General features: G+C 38.1%; 24 protein-coding genes and 2 tRNA genes. 3 read left to right on the top strand and 23 right to left on the bottom strand.

Annotated elements, in window-relative coordinates:
• Positions 1-33: 33 nt before the first annotated feature.
• The 11 genes from DWZ38_RS07485 to DWZ38_RS07435 form a co-directional block, all read right to left on the bottom strand.
• The gene (locus tag DWZ38_RS07485) at positions 34-876 is read right to left on the bottom strand and encodes a zinc dependent phospholipase C family protein (protein ID WP_243000190.1); all 843 of its coding nucleotides are present in this window, start codon (positions 874-876) and stop codon (positions 34-36) included.
• Between the two features lie 138 nt (positions 877-1,014).
• A complete protein-coding gene (locus DWZ38_RS07480) occupies positions 1,015-2,355 on the bottom strand; it encodes an ATP-binding protein (RefSeq protein ID WP_243000189.1) in 1,341 nt (446 codons plus the stop codon).
• Between the two features lies 1 nt (position 2,356).
• Positions 2,357-3,073 (bottom strand): LytTR family DNA-binding domain-containing protein, encoded by a 717-nt coding sequence (locus DWZ38_RS07475; protein WP_117851353.1) that lies wholly within the window; start codon positions 3,071-3,073, stop codon positions 2,357-2,359.
• Positions 3,045-3,407: a helix-turn-helix transcriptional regulator gene (locus tag DWZ38_RS07470; protein WP_243000188.1), complete on the bottom strand. Its 363-nt coding sequence runs from the start codon at positions 3,405-3,407 to the stop codon at positions 3,045-3,047. Before DWZ38_RS07470 ends, DWZ38_RS07475 begins: the two co-directional genes overlap by 29 nt.
• Before the next feature lie 107 nt (positions 3,408-3,514).
• Positions 3,515-4,573 carry a radical SAM protein gene (locus DWZ38_RS07465; RefSeq protein ID WP_117851350.1) on the bottom strand — a complete coding sequence of 353 codons (1,059 nt, stop codon included), beginning with the start codon at positions 4,571-4,573 and terminating at the stop codon, positions 3,515-3,517.
• Positions 4,574-4,639: 66 nt separating this feature from the next.
• Positions 4,640-4,795: a hypothetical protein gene (locus DWZ38_RS07460; protein WP_004223818.1), complete on the bottom strand. Its 156-nt coding sequence runs from the start codon at positions 4,793-4,795 to the stop codon at positions 4,640-4,642.
• A gap of 112 nt (positions 4,796-4,907) precedes the next feature.
• Entirely contained in the window at positions 4,908-5,636 is a 729-nt protein-coding gene (locus DWZ38_RS07455; RefSeq protein ID WP_117457406.1) for a LytTR family DNA-binding domain-containing protein, read from the bottom strand.
• Between the two features lies 1 nt (position 5,637).
• Positions 5,638-5,820, bottom strand: coding sequence for a hypothetical protein (locus DWZ38_RS07450; protein ID WP_117457405.1), 183 nt, complete (start codon positions 5,818-5,820; stop codon positions 5,638-5,640).
• A gap of 472 nt (positions 5,821-6,292) precedes the next feature.
• Positions 6,293-7,585 (bottom strand): IS110 family transposase, encoded by a 1,293-nt coding sequence (locus DWZ38_RS07445; RefSeq protein WP_117851348.1) that lies wholly within the window; start codon positions 7,583-7,585, stop codon positions 6,293-6,295.
• 289 nt (positions 7,586-7,874) lie between these two features.
• Positions 7,875-8,063 (bottom strand): helix-turn-helix domain-containing protein, encoded by a 189-nt coding sequence (locus tag DWZ38_RS07440; protein ID WP_117457404.1) that lies wholly within the window; start codon positions 8,061-8,063, stop codon positions 7,875-7,877.
• The gene (locus DWZ38_RS07435) at positions 8,060-8,506 is read right to left on the bottom strand and encodes a sigma-70 family RNA polymerase sigma factor (RefSeq protein WP_117457403.1); all 447 of its coding nucleotides are present in this window, start codon (positions 8,504-8,506) and stop codon (positions 8,060-8,062) included. The genes DWZ38_RS07440 and DWZ38_RS07435 overlap by 4 nt, the downstream gene beginning before the upstream one ends.
• Positions 8,507-8,901: 395 nt before the next feature.
• On the opposite strand from DWZ38_RS07435, the gene DWZ38_RS07425 reads away from it, so the two are divergent.
• Positions 8,902-9,252, top strand: coding sequence for a helix-turn-helix transcriptional regulator (locus tag DWZ38_RS07425; protein WP_117851345.1), 351 nt, complete (start codon positions 8,902-8,904; stop codon positions 9,250-9,252).
• Positions 9,253-9,395: 143 nt separating this feature from the next.
• On the opposite strand, the gene DWZ38_RS07420 is transcribed toward DWZ38_RS07425, so the two are convergent.
• The 10 genes from DWZ38_RS07420 to DWZ38_RS07375 all read right to left on the bottom strand — a co-directional run bounded on the left by DWZ38_RS07420 (position 9,396) and on the right by DWZ38_RS07375 (position 19,255).
• Positions 9,396-9,776 (bottom strand): stage III sporulation protein AF, encoded by a 381-nt coding sequence (locus tag DWZ38_RS07420; protein ID WP_243000187.1) that lies wholly within the window; start codon positions 9,774-9,776, stop codon positions 9,396-9,398.
• Positions 9,777-9,791: 15 nt separating this feature from the next.
• Complete coding sequence (locus DWZ38_RS07415; protein ID WP_117843951.1) at positions 9,792-10,712, bottom strand: ParM/StbA family protein; 921 nt, start codon at positions 10,710-10,712, stop codon at positions 9,792-9,794.
• 191 nt (positions 10,713-10,903) lie between these two features.
• Positions 10,904-11,323 carry a hypothetical protein gene (locus DWZ38_RS07410; RefSeq protein ID WP_117843950.1) on the bottom strand — a complete coding sequence of 140 codons (420 nt, stop codon included), beginning with the start codon at positions 11,321-11,323 and terminating at the stop codon, positions 10,904-10,906.
• Positions 11,324-11,326: 3 nt separating this feature from the next.
• Positions 11,327-12,115: a class B sortase gene (srtB, locus tag DWZ38_RS07405; protein WP_227296281.1), complete on the bottom strand. Its 789-nt coding sequence runs from the start codon at positions 12,113-12,115 to the stop codon at positions 11,327-11,329.
• Between the two features lie 46 nt (positions 12,116-12,161).
• A complete protein-coding gene (locus DWZ38_RS07400) occupies positions 12,162-13,343 on the bottom strand; it encodes a CHC2 zinc finger domain-containing protein (protein WP_330625404.1) in 1,182 nt (393 codons plus the stop codon).
• Between the two features lie 75 nt (positions 13,344-13,418).
• A complete protein-coding gene (locus DWZ38_RS07395; protein WP_171026667.1) occupies positions 13,419-14,351 on the bottom strand; it encodes a hypothetical protein in 933 nt (310 codons plus the stop codon).
• 89 nt (positions 14,352-14,440) lie between these two features.
• Positions 14,441-16,684, bottom strand: coding sequence for an ATP-dependent RecD-like DNA helicase (locus DWZ38_RS07390; RefSeq protein WP_117851338.1), 2,244 nt, complete (start codon positions 16,682-16,684; stop codon positions 14,441-14,443).
• Positions 16,662-17,063 carry a DUF4406 domain-containing protein gene (locus DWZ38_RS07385; protein WP_117576790.1) on the bottom strand — a complete coding sequence of 134 codons (402 nt, stop codon included), beginning with the start codon at positions 17,061-17,063 and terminating at the stop codon, positions 16,662-16,664. Before DWZ38_RS07385 ends, DWZ38_RS07390 begins: the two co-directional genes overlap by 23 nt.
• Entirely contained in the window at positions 17,063-18,100 is a 1,038-nt protein-coding gene (locus DWZ38_RS07380; protein ID WP_117851336.1) for a lambda-exonuclease family protein, read from the bottom strand. Before DWZ38_RS07380 ends, DWZ38_RS07385 begins: the two co-directional genes overlap by 1 nt.
• A gap of 12 nt (positions 18,101-18,112) precedes the next feature.
• A complete protein-coding gene (locus tag DWZ38_RS07375; RefSeq protein ID WP_117851333.1) occupies positions 18,113-19,255 on the bottom strand; it encodes a transposase in 1,143 nt (380 codons plus the stop codon).
• A 734-nt stretch (positions 19,256-19,989) separates the two neighbouring features.
• On the opposite strand from DWZ38_RS07375, the gene DWZ38_RS07370 reads away from it, so the two are divergent.
• The gene (locus DWZ38_RS07370) at positions 19,990-20,190 is read left to right on the top strand and encodes a helix-turn-helix domain-containing protein (protein WP_243148421.1); all 201 of its coding nucleotides are present in this window, start codon (positions 19,990-19,992) and stop codon (positions 20,188-20,190) included.
• Positions 20,191-20,288: 98 nt separating this feature from the next.
• Complete coding sequence (locus DWZ38_RS07365; protein WP_059085258.1) at positions 20,289-21,503, top strand: site-specific integrase; 1,215 nt, start codon at positions 20,289-20,291, stop codon at positions 21,501-21,503.
• 346 nt (positions 21,504-21,849) lie between these two features.
• Here the strand turns inward: DWZ38_RS07365 and DWZ38_RS07360 are convergent.
• Both DWZ38_RS07360 and DWZ38_RS07355 read right to left on the bottom strand, forming a co-directional pair.
• Positions 21,850-21,921, bottom strand: a tRNA-Cys gene (locus DWZ38_RS07360).
• A gap of 36 nt (positions 21,922-21,957) precedes the next feature.
• Positions 21,958-22,030: transfer RNA gene (locus tag DWZ38_RS07355), tRNA-Asn, on the bottom strand.
• Positions 22,031-22,179: the final 149 nt, after the last annotated feature.

Here is a 22,179-nt window from a genome sequence, read left to right as displayed (position 1 = left end):
TTTTACAACAATATCAAGGTCTAAAAATTCTTATCAATAAATGCCAACTTCTTTTCCGAACTTATACATATACTGTGTAACAGTTTGTATTGCATGCTGAACAGACCGCCTTGCTGCACTTTCATACGTGCTTTCATTCTGAGCACTTCCTACAAGGCTCTTTGCATGTTTTGCTGCTGAATACATCAAATCTCCTGTAGAAGTATTTACTGCTGTTGTGTATACAGACTCGCTAAATGAATTTCCTGCTATTGTATAAGATTTCCTGTTTTTATCAACATACTTTTCAAAAGCGGAATGATTGCTGTTTATCGCTGTCAAGTTCGATGCATGATGCGGTTCGTTTAAGTCCGATACATAATGGGTGCCTTTTCCTAGGTTTGACATAGCCAATTGTACATCCCCTGCACGATACGCATTTACTGCTGCCTGAAAATATGACTCTGCTCTTGTCCTAGCTGTCGGAGATTTTTGACCAAGCCAGTTTTTTCCAGTATCAGGATCATAAAAGTGTCCTGCAAAAGTTCCTGCATCTGTTTCATTTCCAAGTTTATCCGGCCAGTCGGTTGCCTCCATAAGGATAGATGAGTTCAGCCCACCATTGAATGCACTATTTCCTTTATCATTGCTCAGAATTTTAAGTGCGTTTGCAACAATATACTGATGTGTATGATCTACCCCGCCAGACGAAAATCTTTCATCTGGATTTGTACCATGCTCAATCGGAACTCCTTCCCCGTAAAGTTCATCTGAACCATTCGCAATATCCTGCACTTTCGTTAGAAGTTCTGGCTGTTCCGCTGCCATAACTGGCATCGTTCCCAATAAAGCCCCCACTGATACCATGGCAATAAATAGTTTCATTTTTTTTCGCATACCCATGCCTCCTCTTCTTTTTTCTTTATCTTACATCTTAATTTAAAAAAGAAAACAATATTTGACTAAATTGCGTTTTTTTAACCTTATTTGGATATAAAAAAGTGATACTTACTTTCGTAAATACCACTTATTATTCTATACTTCGATAGGAATAAGAATCGATACTGAAAACATATCATCCACCACATTAAATGATACCTCTCCCCCATATTCTCTCACAACACGCTTAATATTCTTCACTCCAAATCCATGATTTTTTTTATCTTCCTTTGATGTTTCCATTACCGAATTTCCACGTAAAGCTTCTGCCTGGCTTTCTCTCAAACTGTTTTCACATATAATAGATAGAAATCCTTTTATTTTTCTAGCCTTTAGCTGTACTAAACATTCTATTTTCGGATTATCCGCTTTCATGAGTTGGCATTCTCGTAGTGCATTGTCGATTGTATTTGAGACAATCACACATAGATCTTCATTTTTAACTCGCTTAAATGGTGTAAAGTCTGCAAATACTTTAAACTCAATCTTTTTTTCAAGAGCTTCCAGTCTTTTTGCATGTAATAGGTTATCAAGAAATGCATTGCCTGTTTTATAATAGCTTTGATAAATGTCCAACTTACTTTCAATTCCATCTATGTATTCTTGCTTCTGTTGATAATCCACATTCCCTCTTAATGCCTCCAAATGATTTTTAATATCATGAGAAATCTTTCTAATGTTTTCCATATCATTGGATTGTTTCATATAATAATCGTATTGTAAACTCATCTCGCTAATCTGCAAGTTCTTTTCATTCTCAATCTTTTTAACATTCAAATAATTTTCAAGAACAACAATATTACAAACCGTCCCCATAAACACCACAATACACACAACTATAATAGTTATTATTGACCATACATTGTCAACAATCATCCTTTTGTCGTTATATAACTGATCCGCACATATTGCCATTACTACTATATTGATAAACAACGGAATAATAATTGTAACAACATTCAGTCCAGAAAGTAATAATGGGATTTTATTTACAATCTTTTTTATTACCAAATTCCCAATAATAATTACTATTTCAGCAATCAAAATCATATGGATTTGATATTTTTCAGACAGATCTGCTAATATTCCATCACTGCTATAGCTATAGAAAAAAATGCAACTAATCAGTTGACCTAAAAGTATAACTGATAAGAAAACGCTCCCAAGTAATAAACAATATTTTATACTATACTGGAATAGAAAATGTCCTATAATCATAACTATAATGATAATGCTTACATAATTATATACAATATGTAGTTCTGCTCCATTCGCCATCATTCTAAAAAGCACTAAACTCACAACGCAAATAATTAACGAATACCTACTCCTTACAGCATTATACCGTCTACTTTTTCTTTCACCGAGCATGAGATATAATATTAATAAAATATTGAGTACAGAAAATATGTTTTTTAATATAACTTGTCCGTGCACCTTAAACAGCTCCTCCCCGTTCCGCCATTTTCTTCATAAGGTTCTGTTTTCTGGAACGTGTAATATATATTTTGTTTCCAGAATAAAGTGTTACAGTGAGATCATGTAATGATTCTATACAATCTACATTGACAATAATTCCGTTATGGCAACGAACAAAGAAGAACTGTTCTAATCGTTCTTCCAAATCTTTCATCTTAAAATATCCTGCTTCTTTCTTTCCACTTCTTAAATGAAACAGTACTTTCCGATTTATTGTTTCAATATATTCGATATCTGAAAGAAATAGTTTAAAATAACCTTTTTCATTTTTTACTGCAATATATCTCTGTTCATATGTATTCAGTTTTCGTAGTGCCCGGTTCATTTCACAATTTATTTGGACTTGTGTAATCGGCTTCGTAATAAAATTTTGCACGTCATACTTATATCCAGCTCCCACAAATTCATTATGCGAAGACACAAAAAGAACAATTGACTTTTCATCATGCTTTCTTATAATATCCACTAATTCCATACCATCCATAGCTGGCATTTCTATATCTAAAAAGAAAATCTGGAATTCTTCTTTTAAAGATTCCATTAACTGCAATGGCTTAGTATATTTTTTTATTATAAAATCCTGCTCATTTTTCTTTTCATAAACTTTTAACATTTTTTCTATTGTATCTATAAAACATTTTTCGTCATCACATATCGCTATTTTTATCACTTTCATCACCCATTTGTCTTTTAAACATATTTTCTACTTGTGCTTCACTTAATCTCCTGCCAAGCGTTAGCAAAGTGGTCTTATTTGCCTCATCAAGTTGCTTATATATTTCCCACAATTCTTCTCCCTGTGAACTAAACAAATTATTCTTTTCTTCATAAATAAGAATATCGACAGGAACATGGAATATATCTGCCAATTTTATCAGAAGGTTACAAGGTATATTTTCAATCCTCGCCTTCTCAATCCTACTGATTGTTTGCTGACTAGTTCCCAATTTTTCGCTTAATTCGCTTTGAGAAATTCCCAATTCCTTACGTTTCTTCCTAATTATATTCATTTTTATCACCACTTTTACTATGATTTTCAATCAAATACCAGCAAAACAAGTATTTATGATATCTTATAATAAAAATAACGCATTTTTACTAATTTATCAAGTTTATTTTATCCTATTTTTTTATCATACTTATTCCATAAAGTTATTTTTTTCTTTTCAAAATAGCACATATCTGGATTATATCCATTTATCTGATTACTGTATGATAGATTGTTCATAATACATTTACAGCTCTGACATTTGGCATGTATATTACACTTTAAACAAGCATTACTTTGGTTTGCTAATTCCCGATATTCTTTTATTTTTCTTACGGAGAAACCTTTCCCCACATCTCCTAAACACCCACTAGACTCTAGATTAGCTGCACATCCATAAATCCCACCATCTGTTTTCACATATATTTGGATTAACCCCACTCCACAGAATCCGGAATTCACGTATTCTTCTCCATATTTTTTTAAATCCAATATTGGTGCCCACAAAAATGCTTGTCCGTTCTCTTTTTTCTTTATATAATAACATAAAATATTTTCCCATTCCTGCCCCAATTTATCTAATTGCTCAACAGTCCACCTATGTGTAACATCTATAGAAGAATCTACGATACTAAAATGTAAATCTTCTACTAGATGTTTAACAGACTTAAAAGCTTCCCAGTAATTATTCTGGGTAACTACATGAGCGACCTGAATATATTGTTTTGTTCTCTCTTCGTACTCTCTAAAGTAACTTATATTCTGCATTATATTCCTATAACTTCCTATACCATGTTTTGTTTTGCGATTTCTGTCATGAGTTTCCATTGTTCCATCTATGCTCAATTTTAAATGAACTCTATTATTTACTAACCATTCCAAAATTTCATTATTCATAATTGTACCATTCGTGGTAATGGAATAAGAAACCGCAATTGTTCGTTTCGCAGCCTCCTCTTCAATATGTTCGACCAATTTCCGTAAAAGTGCAAAACTAATTAACGCTTCTCCTCCTACAAAATCAACCCACAATCTTTTATCCTTATGCTTTTCTACATTTAGAAAAGCTATTTCTATCCCTTTACAGGCAATTTCTTCGGGCATTATCTGATTTGTTTTCTCTCCAAGATAGCAATAGTCGCATCGTAAATTACAAATTTGATTTACCTCTAAAGTAATCGTATACATCTCTTTCCTCCAAAAAAGTAACCGCACAGCCTATCCATTTTTCAGATAGGTATGCGGTTCTCTAATTTAGCTTGCTGCATTAATATAAGATCCTGGGAACGGCCAGGGACAATCAGTTAAACATCTCTGTGTTCTTTCTGAACAGCCGGAATAACTTTCTATTTCTTCTTCTGTTATCTCCACTTCTTTTTGATATTCCTCTGTCGTTTTAATTTCCTGCATATCCTTTCTCTCCTTTCAATATCAGTAAGTATGTCCAAACTATACTCTGCTTTTTTCTATATATCAACATTCTATGTCTAAATCGACTTTTTTTTTGCATAAAATATTTAATCTACCTATTTCCTACATAAATAGCTAATTCTTTCATAAATTCTTCTTTTTTATATTTACTCACCGGAATCTCTTTTAACTGTTGATTCTTATCCTTAACGAGTACGCTATCATTCTTTAAACCTTCTACATAATCAAAATTTACTATGTAGCTGTTATGACATCTGAAGAATAATTTTCGGCTTAATCTTTCCTCCAGTTCCCTCATCCTTTGGCTACTTTGTATTTCTCCCTTATTCGTATGCAGAATCAATAGTTTGTTCCTTACCTGTATGTAGATTATATCTGAAAGCTGTAGCGTAATCAATCCATCTTGGCACTTCAAAAATAATTTTTCCTCTGCACACAACAATTTCTTTTTATATACTTTATTTAAAAGGTATTCTACCTTTTTATATAATAATGGCTTTGATAAGAAATCCTCTGCATCCACTTCAAAACCTTTCCCTGCATTTGATATTGTGTAAAAGGATGTACAAAATACTATTACAACATTTTCATCTATACTTCTAATTCGTTCTGCTGTTTCAAACCCATCTAATTCCGGCATAGAAACATCCAAAAAAATTATGTCAAACTTTCTCTTTTGAAAGTTTAATAACAATTGTGAGCCACTTCCGTATGCAGTAATTTTAACCTTTAGATGGTTTTCATTGCCATAACGTATTATATAGTTCTCCATTTTTTTGTTATAGTCTGTAATGTCATCACACAATCCTACTTTAATCAACCTATTCCCTGCCTTTCTGATGTGTCAATAATCGTTGAATCAAAATATCTATTGTTAATTTATTTTCCTCACAAAGATTTCTATATTTTTCTAATAATGCCCATTCTTTCTCCGTTATATTTTGTTTCTCATCATGATTTCTGTTTATTTTATCTAAACCCTTTTTATTCTGTTCCCTTCCCATGAATACATCCTCCTCATATAATCAAATGTTTTTTATTGAAAATTCAAGGTTTTTCAACCTTTCATATCTCAGTGAATAAGCCACAGCTATGAGCATTTCTATGTATCAGGTACTGAAATAGTGGTTAGAGGGTATACGAAATAAAACGTCATTGATTTCCGCTTTACTGGCCTTGTGTATCCCCATCCCTCTATGGCAGCTAACCTCCTATATCCACCAGGATCATCTCTGTCTCCAGAGGTCCTAACTTCCTTCGTCCTGCCTGCCCATAACCAGGGTGTCAGCTATGCTCCTTAACGGGGTCATATGCCCCATGGTGACTATTTCTGCCGACTACTGGCTCATTCTTTGTATTATTGATTACTGACTCGCTTCCTGTTCCAGCACTGTGATCAGTGGACGTTATCTGTTACATTCTGCTTGATCCAGTGGCTGTCCACATGACAGCCTCCATTATAGTTACTTGTCTTTCTTACACAGCCTGTAGATAAACTACCGGTCTCTTGATATCACTGACCATCTTTTTCGGATCATAATCCACACCTTTTGTCAGCATGGCATAAAAGACTCGTATCAGCTTGGCTGCAATCGCCATAAGTGACTGCATTTTCTTCAACGGATTCAGCCTTCTGGTTGTGTAATAATTATGGAGCTCTCTGAACTCCGGGTTCTTCGCCACAAGCGACATTGCAACCTCAAAGAGCAGGTATCTGAGTCTCTTTCGACCTCGTCTGCTTATTGTTGTCTCGCCCTTGTGCTTTCCCGAACTACTTTCAACCAATGCCAACCCTGCAAGCTTCTGCAGTTCTTTCGGCGTGTTAAAACGGCTGATATCACCTACTTCTGCAAGGAATCCTGACACTGTCTTGATTCCCACACCTTTGATTTCCAACAGCTTCTCAGCCATCGGAATCTGTTTTACCAACCCTTCAATCAGAGTCATAACTTCCTGAAGACGTATGTTTCTGGATTCATAATCCTCCAGAAGCATTCGGATTTCCATTCTTGCAGATACTGCTCCTTCTTTGCTTCCGACACTGTGCTCTGCAGCTTCTATCAGGGTCTTCGCCCTTGCTTTTCCAACTGCTCTTAACTTCGCATCACGCCAGATTTGGTTCACTCCATCGATACCTAACGTCAGGATATCTTCAGGGAGTGGTGCTGCTTTAAGGATTAGCATTCCGCTCTTGGCATCCGGCTTTCCGTATACCGTCTTATATTCAGGAAAATATATATTGAACCAACGACTAATCCTGTTTTGAATTCTTGTAAGTTCCACCTGTAACTGGAATCTTATGTTTGATGCTGTTCTAAGATCAGCGTAAACACCATCCGGCAGGTATGGGATCATGTAACGTCCCTCTCTAACTAATCCTGCTATAACTTTCGGATCCTTACGGTCATTTTTAGTTGGATTATTGTCGTCGAGTTCTTTTGATTTTTTCACATGGTGAGGATTTACAAGAACCGGTTTCATTTCATTATCCTGTAGAAACTTTCCAAGATTGAACCAGTAATGCCCGGTCGGTTCCATACCTGGAACCACCTTATCCTTCTCATGTCTTTCTTTGAGGTCCAGGATCCATTCCTTAAATGTCACAAATCCAGCCTCTGTGTTACTAAATTTAAAAGGTTTCTTTGAATACTCGATTCCTCTGTAATCAAAAGCTCTGGCGTAGTGCGTCTCACTTCCGACATCAATCCCGAGTACCAAAGTTTTTTCTGTAATAGCTTCAATTTTTGCGTTCTGTGTGTTAGACTTCATTGTAGATACCTCTCTGTTCAATAAGATTTTTACTAACCTGCCAGTCAGTAGTCTTATTGTACTCTGAGGTATTTTCAATTTTCAACATCCACGATTTTTATTATACAGGAAGCTCCTTATCTTTTTATAATAAATGTCCTCATTGATACTAGTCTAGTTTTCTTGTATAGATTGCCCTTTTTATTGCCTACTTGGTAATCACAACATTCTTTTATTATCGTTCAGCTCTCTATAATATACGGAAGAGGCGTACCTTACCAGTCACGCCTCTTCCTATACTACTATAATACTATTCTACATCTCTAAAATACCGTATGCACTTCAGAAATTCTGCTGTCAATTCCTGATACAGATCTTCATCAAAAATCCCTTCTACCAAAGCATTTTTAATTAAAAGTGGTCGGTACATTTCAAATATTTCCAGAATAGCATCTTCATCCCCTCGACGTGCCCGGTATAACAATTCTTTAAAATTCATGATTTCTTTCCTCCCATTCTCTTGCGTATTTTCCGGATAGCCCAATAATATGCACCTTTACATCTTTCTTCCGACATCTGATTCAAGATGCTCATTTCTTTAAATGTATGTTCCTCAAATACATGCTGATAAATAAGCTTCCGTTCTTCTTCCTGCAAAGAAAACATGGCTTCTATAAGGCTTATATCCGTCATTTCGTTCCACTCTGGATATATCCCCTGTGCTTCTTCCATAAGCAGTTGTTCTTTCTGCTCCAATTCCAGCCTTTCCTCTGGAGAAATATCCGCATCTGTATATTCTTTATCTTCCAGATTTTCCTCTGCAAATAATATTTTCTGCTGCTTTTCCAGATACCGAAGTCTTTTTCCCCTTATAGATGCCAGCAAGTAAGCAGTGAAATAATTTCTTGTTTTAGATCCATTATATTTTTGTTCTTCTTTCATTTTCTACCTCCGAAATTTGAAATCAATAAGTTTCCAAATTTCAGAGGTGGAGATCTGCATCTGTGAAGGATATTTTTATTTTGGTAAAAGAAAACGCCGAACCACATTTCTTCTGGCTCGACATCATTCTTATTCCATGCATTATCCTGCACAGTAGCTTTATAGATTAACGCATATACTGCATATAAATAACCCTTTTGGCACCCCTGCAAAAACAAGATTTTTTTGACGAAACATTACACAAATACCTTGTCTTTCCTTGCAGCATGGATGCTCCTCCTTTGTAGGTTCTCCTGCCCCGCAATCCACATTATATTGCGTATCTTCATGCACTATAATGCGTTTCTCTTACTATCAATCTACGATAAAATAAAACAATAAGTGAGGTGATGCGGATGCTGATGGATACCGTCAAGAAAAAATTAGGCTATATGGTAAGAAGTGAACGAGAAAGGCGTGGTCTGTCACAAGCAAAACTTGCAGAACAAGCCGGTGTGTCCACCCGGACCATTTCGGATATTGAAACCTGTAATGGCAATCCGGAACTTGCAACTTTAATCCCAATCGCTCAATTTCTGGATATTTCAATTGATGCAGCTGTTCAGGATGAGCGAAAAGAACCGGACACTGCTACCTATCAGATTATGAAAGAACTGCAAAACTGCTCTGAAGACGAGCGGCAAATTGCCCTACGCACCTTGCGTGGGCTTCTTTCTGCATTGAAAGAAAAGGATCCACTCAATTAAGCCTTTTTCTGACAATATCTGATTTTTGATTATACGGATGAAATCTGTGAGAAACCTGTGCGGAATCTGTGGGGTTCCTGTGAATTGGCATAAATGTGCAACAAAAAAAGAAGCACTCAAAATTTGATGCTTCTTTTTATTTTCTATCTATTTCTAAATGCACTCATTGCATCTCTAACGCTTTTGGCAACTTCAGGTGCAAAGACAAATTCAGATACCTTCTGTTTCTCTATTACCTCTTCCTTTGTTCCTTCTTCAACTTGAATATTCTCCTTTTTTGAAGAATAGTTCTGCATTGCTTTTTCCACCTCTTGCTTTACCAATTCCAACATCATAATCTGCAAAGCTTCTTGGTTCAATACAGCCCCTTCTTCTGTTCTGCCGCCATCTATATGAGTTACCACTGCTGATGCGATTAAGTCGGCTTTGTCCCTTACGGCGTTTAAAATCTCTACTGCACGTGCATGAGTTGGTTTCGTTTTATCAAACCCAAGTGTGAATTTATAAGGATTCTTTTTCTCCACATTAATCACACTCCCCTACATAATCTGGAACAGTCTGTCATATCCTTTGGCATTGGCAGAAATATCCTCAATAAAGGTATATTTCCCCAGACGGTCCGATTGTTCCAGAAAATGGCTCAATAGCTTTGCCCCGCCTCCAATAAATACCGTATATGCTGCTTTGGTATCTATGCCTCTTTCTCGAATACTGTTCAGCAGATCCTTTACAAAATCCTGCACCATACCTTCTGTCATACGGACTACAGCCTCTTCATAAAACTCTGTGTTTCCCTGAAGGATACTGTCAATATCACTTTCCTCTAACAAAATATCATATTCACTGTTAATCCCGGAAATAATCTTGTTATACATGGTAATCACACCTTTTTCCATAGAATCACAGGCTTCCATATCCGGATTACCTTTCCGCATCAGCAGATAGTCTGTAGTAAATCCTCCTATATCAATTCCTACTACTTTGGGAATCTGCTGCAGCTTTTCAATCATAGTCATCATAGCCGCATAGTCCTGTGGAAATGCCATTACCTCTCCAATGGTGATATGATATGTCCTACCACAGTAATTGATATCATGGATTTTCCCTTGTCTTTTAAAATATGCTTCATACCGTTCACAAAGTTCTGCATAATGCTTGGGTGGCAGCCCAATCGGAAGATCCACCTGAATGACATCCTCCGGCTGAATTTGAGGGTTTTCCTCCAGCTCTTTTACGATTGCAAATAGAGTAAGGATAAAAAATCGATCATCCTGCGTTTTATCTCTTTGATAAGGAATCCTATTTTCACTCAGCACATAATACTTTCCCTCATAGAACAGGAACTTTTCCCCTCTGGCAGGCTTTTTATCCTGAATGGTAAGCCCTGTCGTAAATACCTGGGAACAGGTTTTCATATTTCTATTGCCATGGTCTACCGCAATCCGAACTTTTTTTATCATAAAATCATCTCTCCTTTTTTTCTTTATACTTCTCTTGTACGCAGAGCTTCCGTACAAAGCAACTTTTTTTCAAAAAAATATCCTGTCTGCAGCATTTTGCTACAGACAGATGCTTTCTTCCTATATAATAATTTTTAACATTTATCTTTAAACCACCATATATTTCCAGTCCTCATTCGAATTATTTCTCTTTATAAAAAATTAATCTGTTCTGCCTTTTGAGGCAAAATCTTTTTAAACAGTTCCATATAGCGTTCGTATCCGGCTGTAATCAATGGACCACGAAGTGATGTTTCTGACCAAAGTAGCAGTTCTTCTTCCTCTGAATAATACGGAATATTACTAACTGTAAATTTCCCGCCAAAATAATGGGGTGTACTGACTTTCAAAAAATCCTGCATATCCTGCTTTGTCGATACCAGTGGCAAACCTTTCATTTTTCGCACAAAAAAAGCCTCTACCACATCGGGTAAGAAGCCTTTCTTTAAATAAGCATTTGCTCTGCCAAATATTTGGGTTGAACACTCCAGCCGTACTTCTCTTTCTTTTTCGCTGCAAGTTGTATCCAGCACAACCTCTGCCAATGCCTTTGCATATTCAAAATCTAACATCTGTTATTCCTCCATTTTTATTTTCTGTTTCAGTTTTCCATGTACTAAATAGCGATAATCCTTTCGGGTATTTACACAAGTTGATAAGGTCACTACCTGATCCTCCTCGGTAACTGTCATCCCTGTGTTATACTCAGCACTTCTTTGTAGTGTTTCCAGAAAAACTTCATAGTCCTCAGAAGTAGGAAAATCATAAGTATATGCTGGATGATCCGTCGGTGCTGCATAACAGGAAAAAATCTGATACTCATAAATATATCCTGGCACATACATATAAAAACAGGGATAGTTTCGATAAAGTGCCTGTGACTGATACTGATCCAGGGTTCCAAACATGCTCCCATCCTTCATATTATGCCCATAGATAATGGAATTTCTGTCTGATAAATTCTCCTGGTTGTGAAAGTCCATAAAAATACTGCCACTTTTATGATTTTCTCCCGTAATCAGGTGATGCAGATAATAGTCATTATCCCTCCCCTGGACTACCGGATAACTAATTTCCAAACCAGGAATCTCAATCCATGCAATGACATCTGGATTGATTTCTTCCAGCTTGTTAAAATCCACCTGTAGGAATCCCTGTTCTACGACCTCCCCTGTTGTTTCCCCTGGAACCGCTTCTGGTGACAGGTCTTGATCCTCTATCTTTTGTGTAAACCCTTCCATCTGCTTATAGACTTTTTGACTTTCCTGATAATTCAAATAAATTTGCAATATCCTTCCTCCTGCAAATAAAAAAACAGCAATGGCTACAAGCATAAATATACCGTAAATTTTCTTTCGTTTCATCGAATCCTCCTCTTCCATAAGACCGGACAACTTGCCCGGTCCATATTTACCCCGTATTTTTCAATACATAGTAATAATCATCAATTCCTTTGATCTGCCCATTCCACTCACCATAAGAATCCATGTCCCAAACCATACGGCTCATGGAAATAGACAATCCACTACAGATTTCATACACCTTTCTACAAGCGTTCTGTAGAATCTGCCGTTTCTGCATCTTATGCGGACAATAAAAAGTGGCTGGTTTACGTTGACAGGCATCACATTTCTCAGAATCCCCATCACAATATACCTTCATTTTTTTATCCATATCATAAGCTTCATATAGGTGCTGCAGATGCCTGCTTTTCAGTGTTTCCAAAACTGGCTTTAAATTTCTGTACTGATTGACACCTGCAACGCAAATGAACGTATCTCCAGATAAATAGTGGGCTATCGTACCTTTTAATGCACCTTCTGTTAAATAGATCTGTTCTGCGTCCAGACTTCCTATGACATGTACCGGACTCCCTGATGATACTCCATTTTGGAATTTCACACTGGAAAGCCAGATATACTTCCGTCCCTCCATTACCTGATCCAACCGTATCTGAAATCCTTGTATTTTTCCTTCCATAGACCGAATCGGTATCAAAATCCCAGAATTTTTAGAAGTAAAATTAACTGTCCATTTCCCATCTTGATCTTCATAAAATCCCGGCACACCTTTTACCGTCTGTCCAGATTCCAACAGTTTTTGTACCATATTTTTAATTCCAAACAATGGTACACTACGATACCTCTGTATCTCGATCTGTTCTTTCGTCAGCCCTCTTTTTTTAAGATCTTCCTGATGTTTATCATTTAAGGTCAATAACGACAACATTTCTTGATATGTTCGGTCAATGACATCCGCATCCGCTAACTCGGCATTAAAAATTTCTACAGGCTCTTCTTTATGAACCACCTGATAATCCGTCCGGTATTCCCCCTTTCCCAGAGCTTCCCGGATCTGTCGGTTTGCCTCTGCACTGGAAACACCATGCAGTCTTCCGTATAATTCCAGCATTCCGCCGGAAGCATCACACCGATTACACCGGAACACATTTTTCTGAAGATTAACATTCATTTTCCCTTTTGTTTCTCCACAAAATGGACAATTCACATCCATTGACGAAGAATTTTTATGCCGTACTCTAAGTTGCAGTAAATGCACGACATCTGTGATATCGTAGCTAAAGCCTGACATATCATACACTCTATGGTTCCTCCTTTCTTCCACAGCCTTTATTGGCTGTGGAAAGAATGTTAAGCCGGCTATTTGCTATACCTTTGCAAGAATTACTTTGGCTGCCGCCGGTATGAAATGGTTCTGTCCATGATACTGTTCTGCGAACCATTGCAAGCTGGAAGGACTTTCTATTGCAACCTGTCCCATGGTCTTTCCACTAAATTTTCCCTGTCCTGTTACGGCTACTTGTATTGCCTGCTCATAACTCATCCTTTTCACCAGTTCTTCCACTGGCATATTGGGATCCAGAAATTGCGGCTTAGAAGGCATCTGCTGCATAACTGGTACAGATCCAGTTGCCGGACTCATTACCGGATTTGTCATCTGTCCTGTACCCGTTACCCCGCCAATCGTATTTCGATTGGCTTGTGCTTCTTGATAAAACTGTTCCATCATCTGCTGCCCCGGAGTTGCTTGAGGCGGAAATGATGGCATGGTTCCTGCTGACTGATTGGGAGTCTGCTGCATTCCTGGTGCAGGGGTTTGTGCTGGCATCGCAGTCTGCATCTGTGTTCCCTGATTTACAGGAATTCCTGCATCTACCTGCATTGGATCATTTCCTTCCCCTACATCAGCAAATTGCAGGCCATACCCCGCATCTGCCAAAGCTCGCCCAATTGCCGCTGTTTCTGCCATTTCAAGAAATTTATCCCCAAACTGTGTATCTGCTGTACGAAACTTCTGTGAAAAGGAATTTGCAATATAATTATCTTCCTGATCACACTTATCCAGATAAATTCTGGCTTCTACGACTGCCATATTTTCGGTAAAGTGAACAATCCGGCTGATAATCTTACCTGTGGGATTTACCAGACGGAACCACAGCTTCCGATATTTCACATCCAGATACCGTTGTTCCTCCTGCCCTTCATTAGAAATAACTCTGGCAAGTTCCAGAGGATAAAATCCTTCCACTTTATTCAGTTCTTCTACTGCTTTTGACTTGTTATATAATAATTCGCTCATTGCCTGCTCCTTTCTTTGGAACCGGCAGGACATCCCTTCATAAAGTAATAACCTGCCAATTCTCAACATTGAACTATTTTGCTATTTTTTTACACAGCCCGGTTGCAAATTGTTGCAGGGATCCGTCTGTTTTCCTGTCTCTGATACCGTTCACAATACTGTTGTATTTTTACTGCCAGCATCGTCTTTCTGGTTCCCGTATCATCTGTGTGGATTGCCTGACAAACGGCTTTCCATTCCCCAACAATATAAACACGCTGTTTTGCCCTGGTGATTCCCGTATAAAAGATGTTCCGCTTCAGCATGGGATAAAAAGCTTTTAACCACGGAATGATGACCACCTGGCACTCGCTTCCTTGGCTTTTGTGTATGGTTATGGCGTTTGCATGTTCAATCATTTCCACCTGCTCTGCCTCATACTTCACCCTGCGGCCATCTGTAAATACGATTTGAACCAGAGGGTTATTGTCCTCATCTTCAGCAATCTGTACCAATGTACCCAAATCTCCGTTACTGGCAAATTCTGTATTCTTGTTTTGAAGGATTCTGTCACCTTCCCGAAATATCTCACCGCCAAGATGAAGCTCCCTTTTTCCGGATACAGGGGGATTTACCTCGTCCTGCAGACTGCGGTTCAGTTCCAAGACACCGGCTGCACTTCTCACTTTATATGGAGAGAGTATCTGTACTTGCTCCATACCATACATCTGAATTTCCTTGAGATAGATATTTTTAACAATTTGTGCCGCCGCATCTGCTCCTGAACATTCGACCATCTGGAAATCATCCCCCCATTGCAGGTTTGTCTTTCCTTCATTGATAAGTTGAGCATTTATGGGGATGTTGCTGTCCTTCCCCTGGCGATATACCAGATTTAAAACAGTAACCGGTATTTTCCCGCACAAGATAAGCTGCCGGAACACATCTCCTGCTCCTACAGAAGGAAGCTGGTGGACATCTCCTATCAAAAGCACTCTGGCTCCTGCTTTTACCTTGTAAAAAAATTCATAGGCAAGGTGCATATCTACCATAGATACCTCATCCACATTAATAAAATCTGCGGACAATTCATCTATAAGTGCTTCATAATCACCATCACCAAAAAGCCCCAATGCCATGTGCATCGTAGTTGCCTCTCCACTTCCGGTACTCTCTGCCATTCGCCTTGCGGCACGTCCAGTCGGTGCCATCAGTTTTACTTCATTCCCGCATTTTTTCTGATAGATATACAAGATGATCTTCAAAACCGTTGTTTTTCCGGTTCCAGGTCCTCCAGTAATAATGCTGATCGGGTTTGCAAAAACCATACGTACTGCTTCTTTCTGCTGTTCGGATAATGTTATGTTTAAATCCTCCTGTGCTTCCTCCAGTTCCTTTTCAATCGTAAGAACTGGAATTCGCTCATGCAATTTTCTTGCAATCATAGAGGCTGTATCCTCTTCTTCCTGATGCTGTTGGGTAATGTAAACCCTATTCTCTTCTACCACGATACTGTCCTGCATGACCAGACGATATAACACTTTTAAAATCTCTGTTTCCGTCACCGGCTGAAGATTCAGTTCTTTATTCAGAACCTTCAATGCATCTTTTACCAAAATTTCCTGCTCCAGATATAAATGTCCGTTCTGCTTCATGGCTTCCCGCAGCACATAGCTGACGCATCCGGAAATACGCATAGGATCATTTGTTGCAGCACAGCACTGCCTTGCAATGGCATCCACAGTGAGAAAACCAAACCCTTTGACTGAGCAAAGTATATAAGGCTGCTTCCGAATGATTTCTACGGATTGATCCCGAAACTTCTGAAGAATCATATTTGCTTTTTTAGGCGTAACATGAAACGGTGATAAAAAAGTCATCAATTCCCGGAATACTTTGTTTTTTCCAAAAGAATCCACAATACGGTCCAGTTTTTTCTGAGATATCCCCTGAATCTTTAATAATTCCTGTGGATACTTTTCCATTACCTCCAAGGTATCCAGACCAAAACGATTGACAATCCGTTCTGCCGTTTTGGGACCAATTCCTTTTAAAGAACCACAAGAAAGGTATCCTAAGATACCTTCCCTTGTTCTAGGTACAACTTCCAAAAAAGTTTCTACCTTGTATTGTGTTCCATGGGAATTTGTCTCCCACTCGCCTTCCATCTCTATTTCGATTTCATCCGTAAGAGGCAGGTCATATCCTTTTGCAGTAAACGCAATGATTTTTTTGTCTGCCCAAAATTTATCTCTGGCAGAAAGAGGAACCTCATGATCCAGCGTGGAAAATAACGCAACCGTATATCCGTTTTCCTCATTTTGAAAAATCTTACGTATATATTTGCACCTCATCGTCTATGCTCCTCCAGTTCTCTACTTTCATCAATTCGCCTGATTTCATCTTGGAATCATACCAATAAACGTCTTTTCCTTTTTCAAATGCTGTCTGAATCTCTCTTCTCATTCCCTCGCTGATGCAGGAACCACAAATTATTAATACTTCACATAAATCCAGCATCAAAGCTCCAATCTGCATTGCAGTCTCACGCTCTTCTGGGATACGGTCATCCAACATTAACGGAAGATGTGCATGTGAAGCAAAAGTACGGCAATGATACAGCCTTTTCATCTGCATGAGATAGTATTTTGCCAGTTCCATATTATGCTGCATTCCCTCTGGATTCGGGGCAGACAGCGGAGAACAAATATATGCCTTTTTTCCTTGTAACATTATGCAACCTCCTTTTTAATCCGGAAAATCCTGCTTTCTGTAGTGCTTGTGTATTCTTCGTAGATATCCGGATGCTGATTTTTCAGTTTCTCCATATTTTCTTTTCCAATCTGGGTGCGTATCGTAGGATTATAAGTAATCCGGTAACGGAAACTCCCATCCTCGATCACTGCCTTACACCCTTGTCCAAGAAGCTCGACAAACGGTACGCTCAATGCACGTTGTTCCGCTTCAATCTCCTTTTTTCTCTTTTCCAATTGGGATTTTTCTTCAGATAATTTGAGATATTTTTCAAGACTGCGTGATTCCAAGCTAGATATGCTGATTTCAGGAATTGATTTGTCTGCGTAACCATTATATTTCCGGATACTAGCCAAAATGAGATCTGGCTTTCCGGAATACGGTGGTTCTATTTTCTTCTCCACATATTCCTCCCAGAAGTATTTCTCCTGGTCAATGAGTTCTTCTTCCTCCATTCTATCTCGTTCCAGACACCGGTAAACAAATTCATTTTCATTGTTTCCATAAAGGCAGGCAATATATGCCTTATTCATATTCATGACTGCAAGATAATGACGAACCTGCAAAACATAGTTTTCAGGAATCCCATCATCTGCCCATTTGTCTTTTGCATTGTAATTACAGGTTTTACATTCCAAAATCCCAATGCTGCCATCTGGAAAACGGATAAAGTAATCCACATCCGCTAACATAAACGGATATAGCGGATGCCGGAACATTTTTCGTACAGGGAAAACTTCAAGTCCAGTCTTCTTGGCAAAAATCATGGCAACCAAATCTTCCAGGCGGTGTCCCACTTCTTTCGCTACCCAGTTTTCTTCCTCTTCTTCGATTACTGGCGTAACACCAATTTTATCGAAATACAAATCCCTGATTGTCGAAAATGGGGATAAGCCCATGATTGCCGCTGCATCGCTTCCACCAATACCAAGACGCCGATAATCCAACCAATCTTCTCGGCTCAAATCTGCTGTATCAACAAGAACTTCCGGCTGATAATTTAATGCTGTATTCATCTCATTTCCTCCTTATAATTTAATCGTTCCATATACATCAAACCCTTTCCAGTCAAAGACCAGTGTTTTTGCAATATCTTCTTCCAATTTTAAAATCCGTGGTGCAGAAAATCCTTCACAAGCAGCAAAGAAAGCAGCTTCGTGCATGGCAAAATAAAGATCATGAGCTGTGCATGGTTCTTCCCCATATTGTCCCACAAAAAGCTCTACTACTTCGTTTCGGATTTTCTGATTGATTTTGAGTTCCTTCATAATCAGATGCAGACAGTTTACAGGGTTTTGGATATCTATATCCATCAAACCAACAATTCCTTTAACCGCTTCCTGATAACGGGAAAAAATTTTGTCCAGATTATTCCGGAAATCCTGTAAGGTTGCCCCTCTATCATGTGACAGTTTGATAGGACTACCCAGGTTAATGACACGATTACTGGTTTGTGAGAGCATCATGGGATACAGATTCACACCACTTACTGCTACATCAGAAGTAGTCAGGCGCAGTGCAGGAGCAAGGCTCTTATCCTCAATTCCATGATCCTCCAAAGCCTGGTGATAAGTATCCAAAAGTTCCTGATTTCCTCCTAAAGTCCACATAGCAGACACAATGGAATGGTCAAAACTTCCAGATCCCTCCAGATACGTACTTCCCTTAAAATGTGCTTTCAGATAATCACTTGTCATATTGAAGATTGTCTGCATATCCAGTACACAGTAATCATGATCATCACCGCCATATACTGCAGATACTTTTCCATCTGCCACCTTGATTAAGGCATCTCCTTTCGCTACCTGAAGACAGTAGTTTACTACCTTTGCATAAGTAGCTTTCTCCAGTTTCTTTAATCCTGTTCCATTAATGCCGGCTCTTTTCAGAATTGTATGGATAGCACAGTCACGAACCGGATAAAAATCCTTGTTCACTTTTAATACCAACTGGGTATTCTTTTCTGTATCCTCTACTATTCCTTCCAGTTCTTTTTCACAGGCTTCTTCAATGGTTTCTGCCTCCTTTTCCAATGGAACCAGTTTTAGCATCCTGGTAGGCTTACGAATCCACTTGGACTGCTTTGCCCTCTCAGCCAGAAATTCCAGCATCTCCGTTGTACTTGCAAATGTAGTGCAAAACTCATCTGCATAAATCTTTGTTTCTTTCATGTGTGTACCACCTTTCTTAAATTTATTTATCCATAAACAGCCAAAGCTGATTGTGGCAATCCTGCCTTTCATTAGGACATAAAAAAAGAATGAAAAGTGAAGTATTCCTTCGCTATCCATTCTCATATCCCTGATAATATTACCGAAAAAACAAAAGTGCCGCTATTGCCCCATAAGGACAGATAGTGACACTTTATACAATCATAAACAACTTATGCGGAATAAGCAGCCTTACTGCTCTCCTTGAGTCTTCGGATTTATACAAATCCAAAACTCCCCCTATGGGTACGCATAAAATTAACTATAGCAGTATAGTAGCACATGATATAGTATATGTCAATCTTCATGCACAATATATTGTATGTTCTTAAATACTATGCTTTGCATATATGACTTCAATTAAAATATTGAAATATCACGTATCCCACCTCTCTTTTTTCAAGTTTATAGAAAAATTTTTAATAAAAAGTACATAATCTGTTCAATCTGAAAAAATCTCAGTTAATTACTTAATGAAATTGTTAAGACAAAACCAAGTCTTACGCTATTGTACCTTGATAATTTTATACCTTATCAGGAAATGTATATAGGTGCTGCAGATAGTGTCGCATAAATGCACGCCTGCAGCTTGATGATTACATAGTAACACCTCATACGTGCATGAAACATGGCATAGGAAACGGTTTCCTGATATGTCTACTCTTTCATTAATCTAATTTATAGAGGTGATTATATTGAGTGAAACAGACAATCTCTTTAAAGCATACTCCGTTCAGGAGATAGCATCCATGCTCGGCATTGGAAAAACAAAAACCAGGGAACTTCTTGACAGTGGAATTCTTCCAGTTACAAAAGTTGGGCGGCAATATTTTACTTCACCAGCTTCTATTCAGGAGTTTCTCAAGAAAAACATAGGAAAGCAAATATTCTTTTAGGCCCTTTAGAAAGTTATTGTCAATCAGGCTTGGCTATATTAAAATAGACCTTATACCTGATTTGGCATGAATATCTCATTAAAGAAAGGGAACTATTCATGGCGAGAACAACGAAAGGTACACAACAAAAAAGAAGATCCAAAGGGGATGGATCACTATTTCCAAATAAGAGAGGAGGTTGGACTGCCCGATATAGAAAAAAAGGGCTACCGGACAAGGAGTTTAATGCTCCTACCAAAGGAGAAGCGAAAGCATTATTAGATGACTGGAAGATAAAAGTCGCAATACAAGACGCAATTACTTCAAACATCAAAGTACAGGACTATGCGAACAAATACTTATTCCGCAAAAGTCTCATGGTTGAAGCTGGCAAATTCAAACAAACCAGCCTGGATCGATTAGAAAAAACATACGAAAATCATTTAAAAGATACGGATGCTTTTAGCAAAACATTTTCTAATCTGACTGCTGATGATATTACAGCAACGATTAATGCTAAAAAGGAAATCCTGAGTTATTCATCATTAAAGAAAATTTACTTATTTTGGTCTGCAATGATTAAAACAGCAATTTCTCTCGGCGAACTGCCAAAAAACTTTTCTGATATTTTAAATCGGGTGATAATGCCGGAAGAATCCGTTCTTCCTGTAGAAACAAAGGAAATCTCAATCATCCCACCAGAACATGAGCAGATCATAAAAGAAATTGCAATGGAACCCAGTCCAAATAAAAATGAACGCTATTTGTATAGATATGGTCCTGCCATTGTATTCCTTTTAAACACAGGTTTACGTGGTGGTGAATTGCTTGCATTAGGTCAATCTTCTATCGTGCCCTTTTTAGGACGGCGTGGCATTAAAATCACACATACGCTTAGCAGGGTTAAAAACAGAGAGGCCGGTTCCAAAAAAAAGACTAAAATGATTTTGACTCCTCCAAAATACCCAAATAGTTTACGGACTATTCCATTAAACAAGGAAGCTGAATTTTCACTATCATGTATGATGGAGCTATACGATAAAAATCGGGTTTTTCCAGATTTGATATTATCTACGCAAAATGGTGTCAGCCCTACAATCCAAAATTTAGCCAATACGCTAAAGAAAATTTGTAAGCGTGCTGAGATTCCAGAATATAATCTTCATGCACTACGGCACACTTTTGCAACAAATCTGATCCGGCAGACTCACAATATGGGAGAAATAAAGGAAGCTGCTGAAATCATTGGCGATAACTATGAGGTGATCATGCGTACTTATGTTCATACAGACAGTGAACGTAAGGTAAGTTTAATTGATGCTATGATTGCATAAATCTTCCGCTTAACAGAGGAAATGGTTGTCTACAGTATGATGGCACAGGCTGTAACAAGCAAAATTCTGCCACCTTATCGTCCACCTTACGAAACGATTTTACTTGATTTTATAAGGTTTTTAACGGTTTTTGGCGGACATATCTATAAATATTAAAGCATGAAAACTTATATTTTAGAATTAATTTTTTAAAAAAGGGAATTGGATTATGGAAAAATGGACTTGTAGAAAAAATTGTGAACTTTTTCTTTCCTATAATTTTGCCACCTTATTTTTTTAGACAGAATTATAGGATTTTGAAAAAAATAAAAAGCCTCGAAAACCTTGATTTTCTGGGCTTTTTAAGAGGCGCAGACCGGATTTGAACCGGTGAATACTGGTGTTGCAGACCATTGCCTTACCACTTGGCTACTGCGCCGTATTTAGTTATTTTGCACAATTATTGGGTTTGTAGCTCCCCCTGTTGGACTCGAACCAACGACACTGCGGTTAACAGCCGCATGCTCTACCGACTGAGCTAAGGAGGAATATTTATCTTATTCGGCTCCCTAGTGTGTGGTGTTGCAGACCTTTGCCTTACCACTTGGCTATGGCACCACATTATTTAATTATTCGCCAAAGCGAATGACTCCAAGGGGATTTGAACCCCTGTTACCGCCGTGAAAGGGCGGTGTCT

It is taken from the genome of Ruminococcus sp. AF31-8BH, assembly GCF_003460605.1.
Taxonomy (GTDB): domain Bacteria; phylum Bacillota; class Clostridia; order Lachnospirales; family Lachnospiraceae; genus Blautia_A; species Blautia_A acetigignens.
This window is presented reverse-complemented; position numbering and strand designations above follow the sequence as displayed.

Bases quoted from the DNA above. Each gene is read 5' to 3' on its own strand.
- DWZ38_RS07385 (WP_117576790.1), bottom strand. From the start codon at position 17,063: ATGTTACAAGGAAAAAAGGCATATATTTGTTCTCCGCTGTCTGCCCCG.
- DWZ38_RS07450 (WP_117457405.1), bottom strand. From the start codon at position 5,820: ATGGGAAGGGAACAGAATAAAAAGGGTTTAGATAAAATAAACAGAAAT.
- DWZ38_RS07440 (WP_117457404.1), bottom strand. From the start codon at position 8,063: ATGAATTTTAAAGAATTGTTATACCGGGCACGTCGAGGGGATGAAGAT.
- DWZ38_RS07435 (WP_117457403.1), bottom strand. From the start codon at position 8,506: ATGAAAGAAGAACAAAAATATAATGGATCTAAAACAAGAAATTATTTC.
- DWZ38_RS07410 (WP_117843950.1), bottom strand. From the start codon at position 11,323: ATGTTAGATTTTGAATATGCAAAGGCATTGGCAGAGGTTGTGCTGGAT.
- DWZ38_RS07460 (WP_004223818.1), bottom strand. From the start codon at position 4,795: ATGCAGGAAATTAAAACGACAGAGGAATATCAAAAAGAAGTGGAGATA.
- DWZ38_RS07365 (WP_059085258.1), top strand. From the start codon at position 20,289: ATGGCGAGAACAACGAAAGGTACACAACAAAAAAGAAGATCCAAAGGG.
- DWZ38_RS07390 (WP_117851338.1), bottom strand. From the start codon at position 16,684: ATGAGGTGCAAATATATACGTAAGATTTTTCAAAATGAGGAAAACGGA.
- DWZ38_RS07445 (WP_117851348.1), bottom strand. From the start codon at position 7,585: ATGAAGTCTAACACACAGAACGCAAAAATTGAAGCTATTACAGAAAAA.
- DWZ38_RS07425 (WP_117851345.1), top strand. From the start codon at position 8,902: ATGCTGATGGATACCGTCAAGAAAAAATTAGGCTATATGGTAAGAAGT.
- DWZ38_RS07400 (WP_330625404.1), bottom strand. From the start codon at position 13,343: ATGTCAGGCTTTAGCTACGATATCACAGATGTCGTGCATTTACTGCAA.
- DWZ38_RS07465 (WP_117851350.1), bottom strand. From the start codon at position 4,573: ATGTATACGATTACTTTAGAGGTAAATCAAATTTGTAATTTACGATGC.
- DWZ38_RS07375 (WP_117851333.1), bottom strand. From the start codon at position 19,255: ATGAAAGAAACAAAGATTTATGCAGATGAGTTTTGCACTACATTTGCA.
- DWZ38_RS07415 (WP_117843951.1), bottom strand. From the start codon at position 10,712: ATGATAAAAAAAGTTCGGATTGCGGTAGACCATGGCAATAGAAATATG.
- DWZ38_RS07485 (WP_243000190.1), bottom strand. From the start codon at position 876: ATGCGAAAAAAAATGAAACTATTTATTGCCATGGTATCAGTGGGGGCT.
- DWZ38_RS07475 (WP_117851353.1), bottom strand. From the start codon at position 3,073: ATGAAAGTGATAAAAATAGCGATATGTGATGACGAAAAATGTTTTATA.
- DWZ38_RS07395 (WP_171026667.1), bottom strand. From the start codon at position 14,351: ATGAGCGAATTATTATATAACAAGTCAAAAGCAGTAGAAGAACTGAAT.
- srtB (WP_227296281.1), bottom strand. From the start codon at position 12,115: ATGAAACGAAAGAAAATTTACGGTATATTTATGCTTGTAGCCATTGCT.
- DWZ38_RS07470 (WP_243000188.1), bottom strand. From the start codon at position 3,407: ATGAATATAATTAGGAAGAAACGTAAGGAATTGGGAATTTCTCAAAGC.
- DWZ38_RS07380 (WP_117851336.1), bottom strand. From the start codon at position 18,100: ATGAATACAGCATTAAATTATCAGCCGGAAGTTCTTGTTGATACAGCA.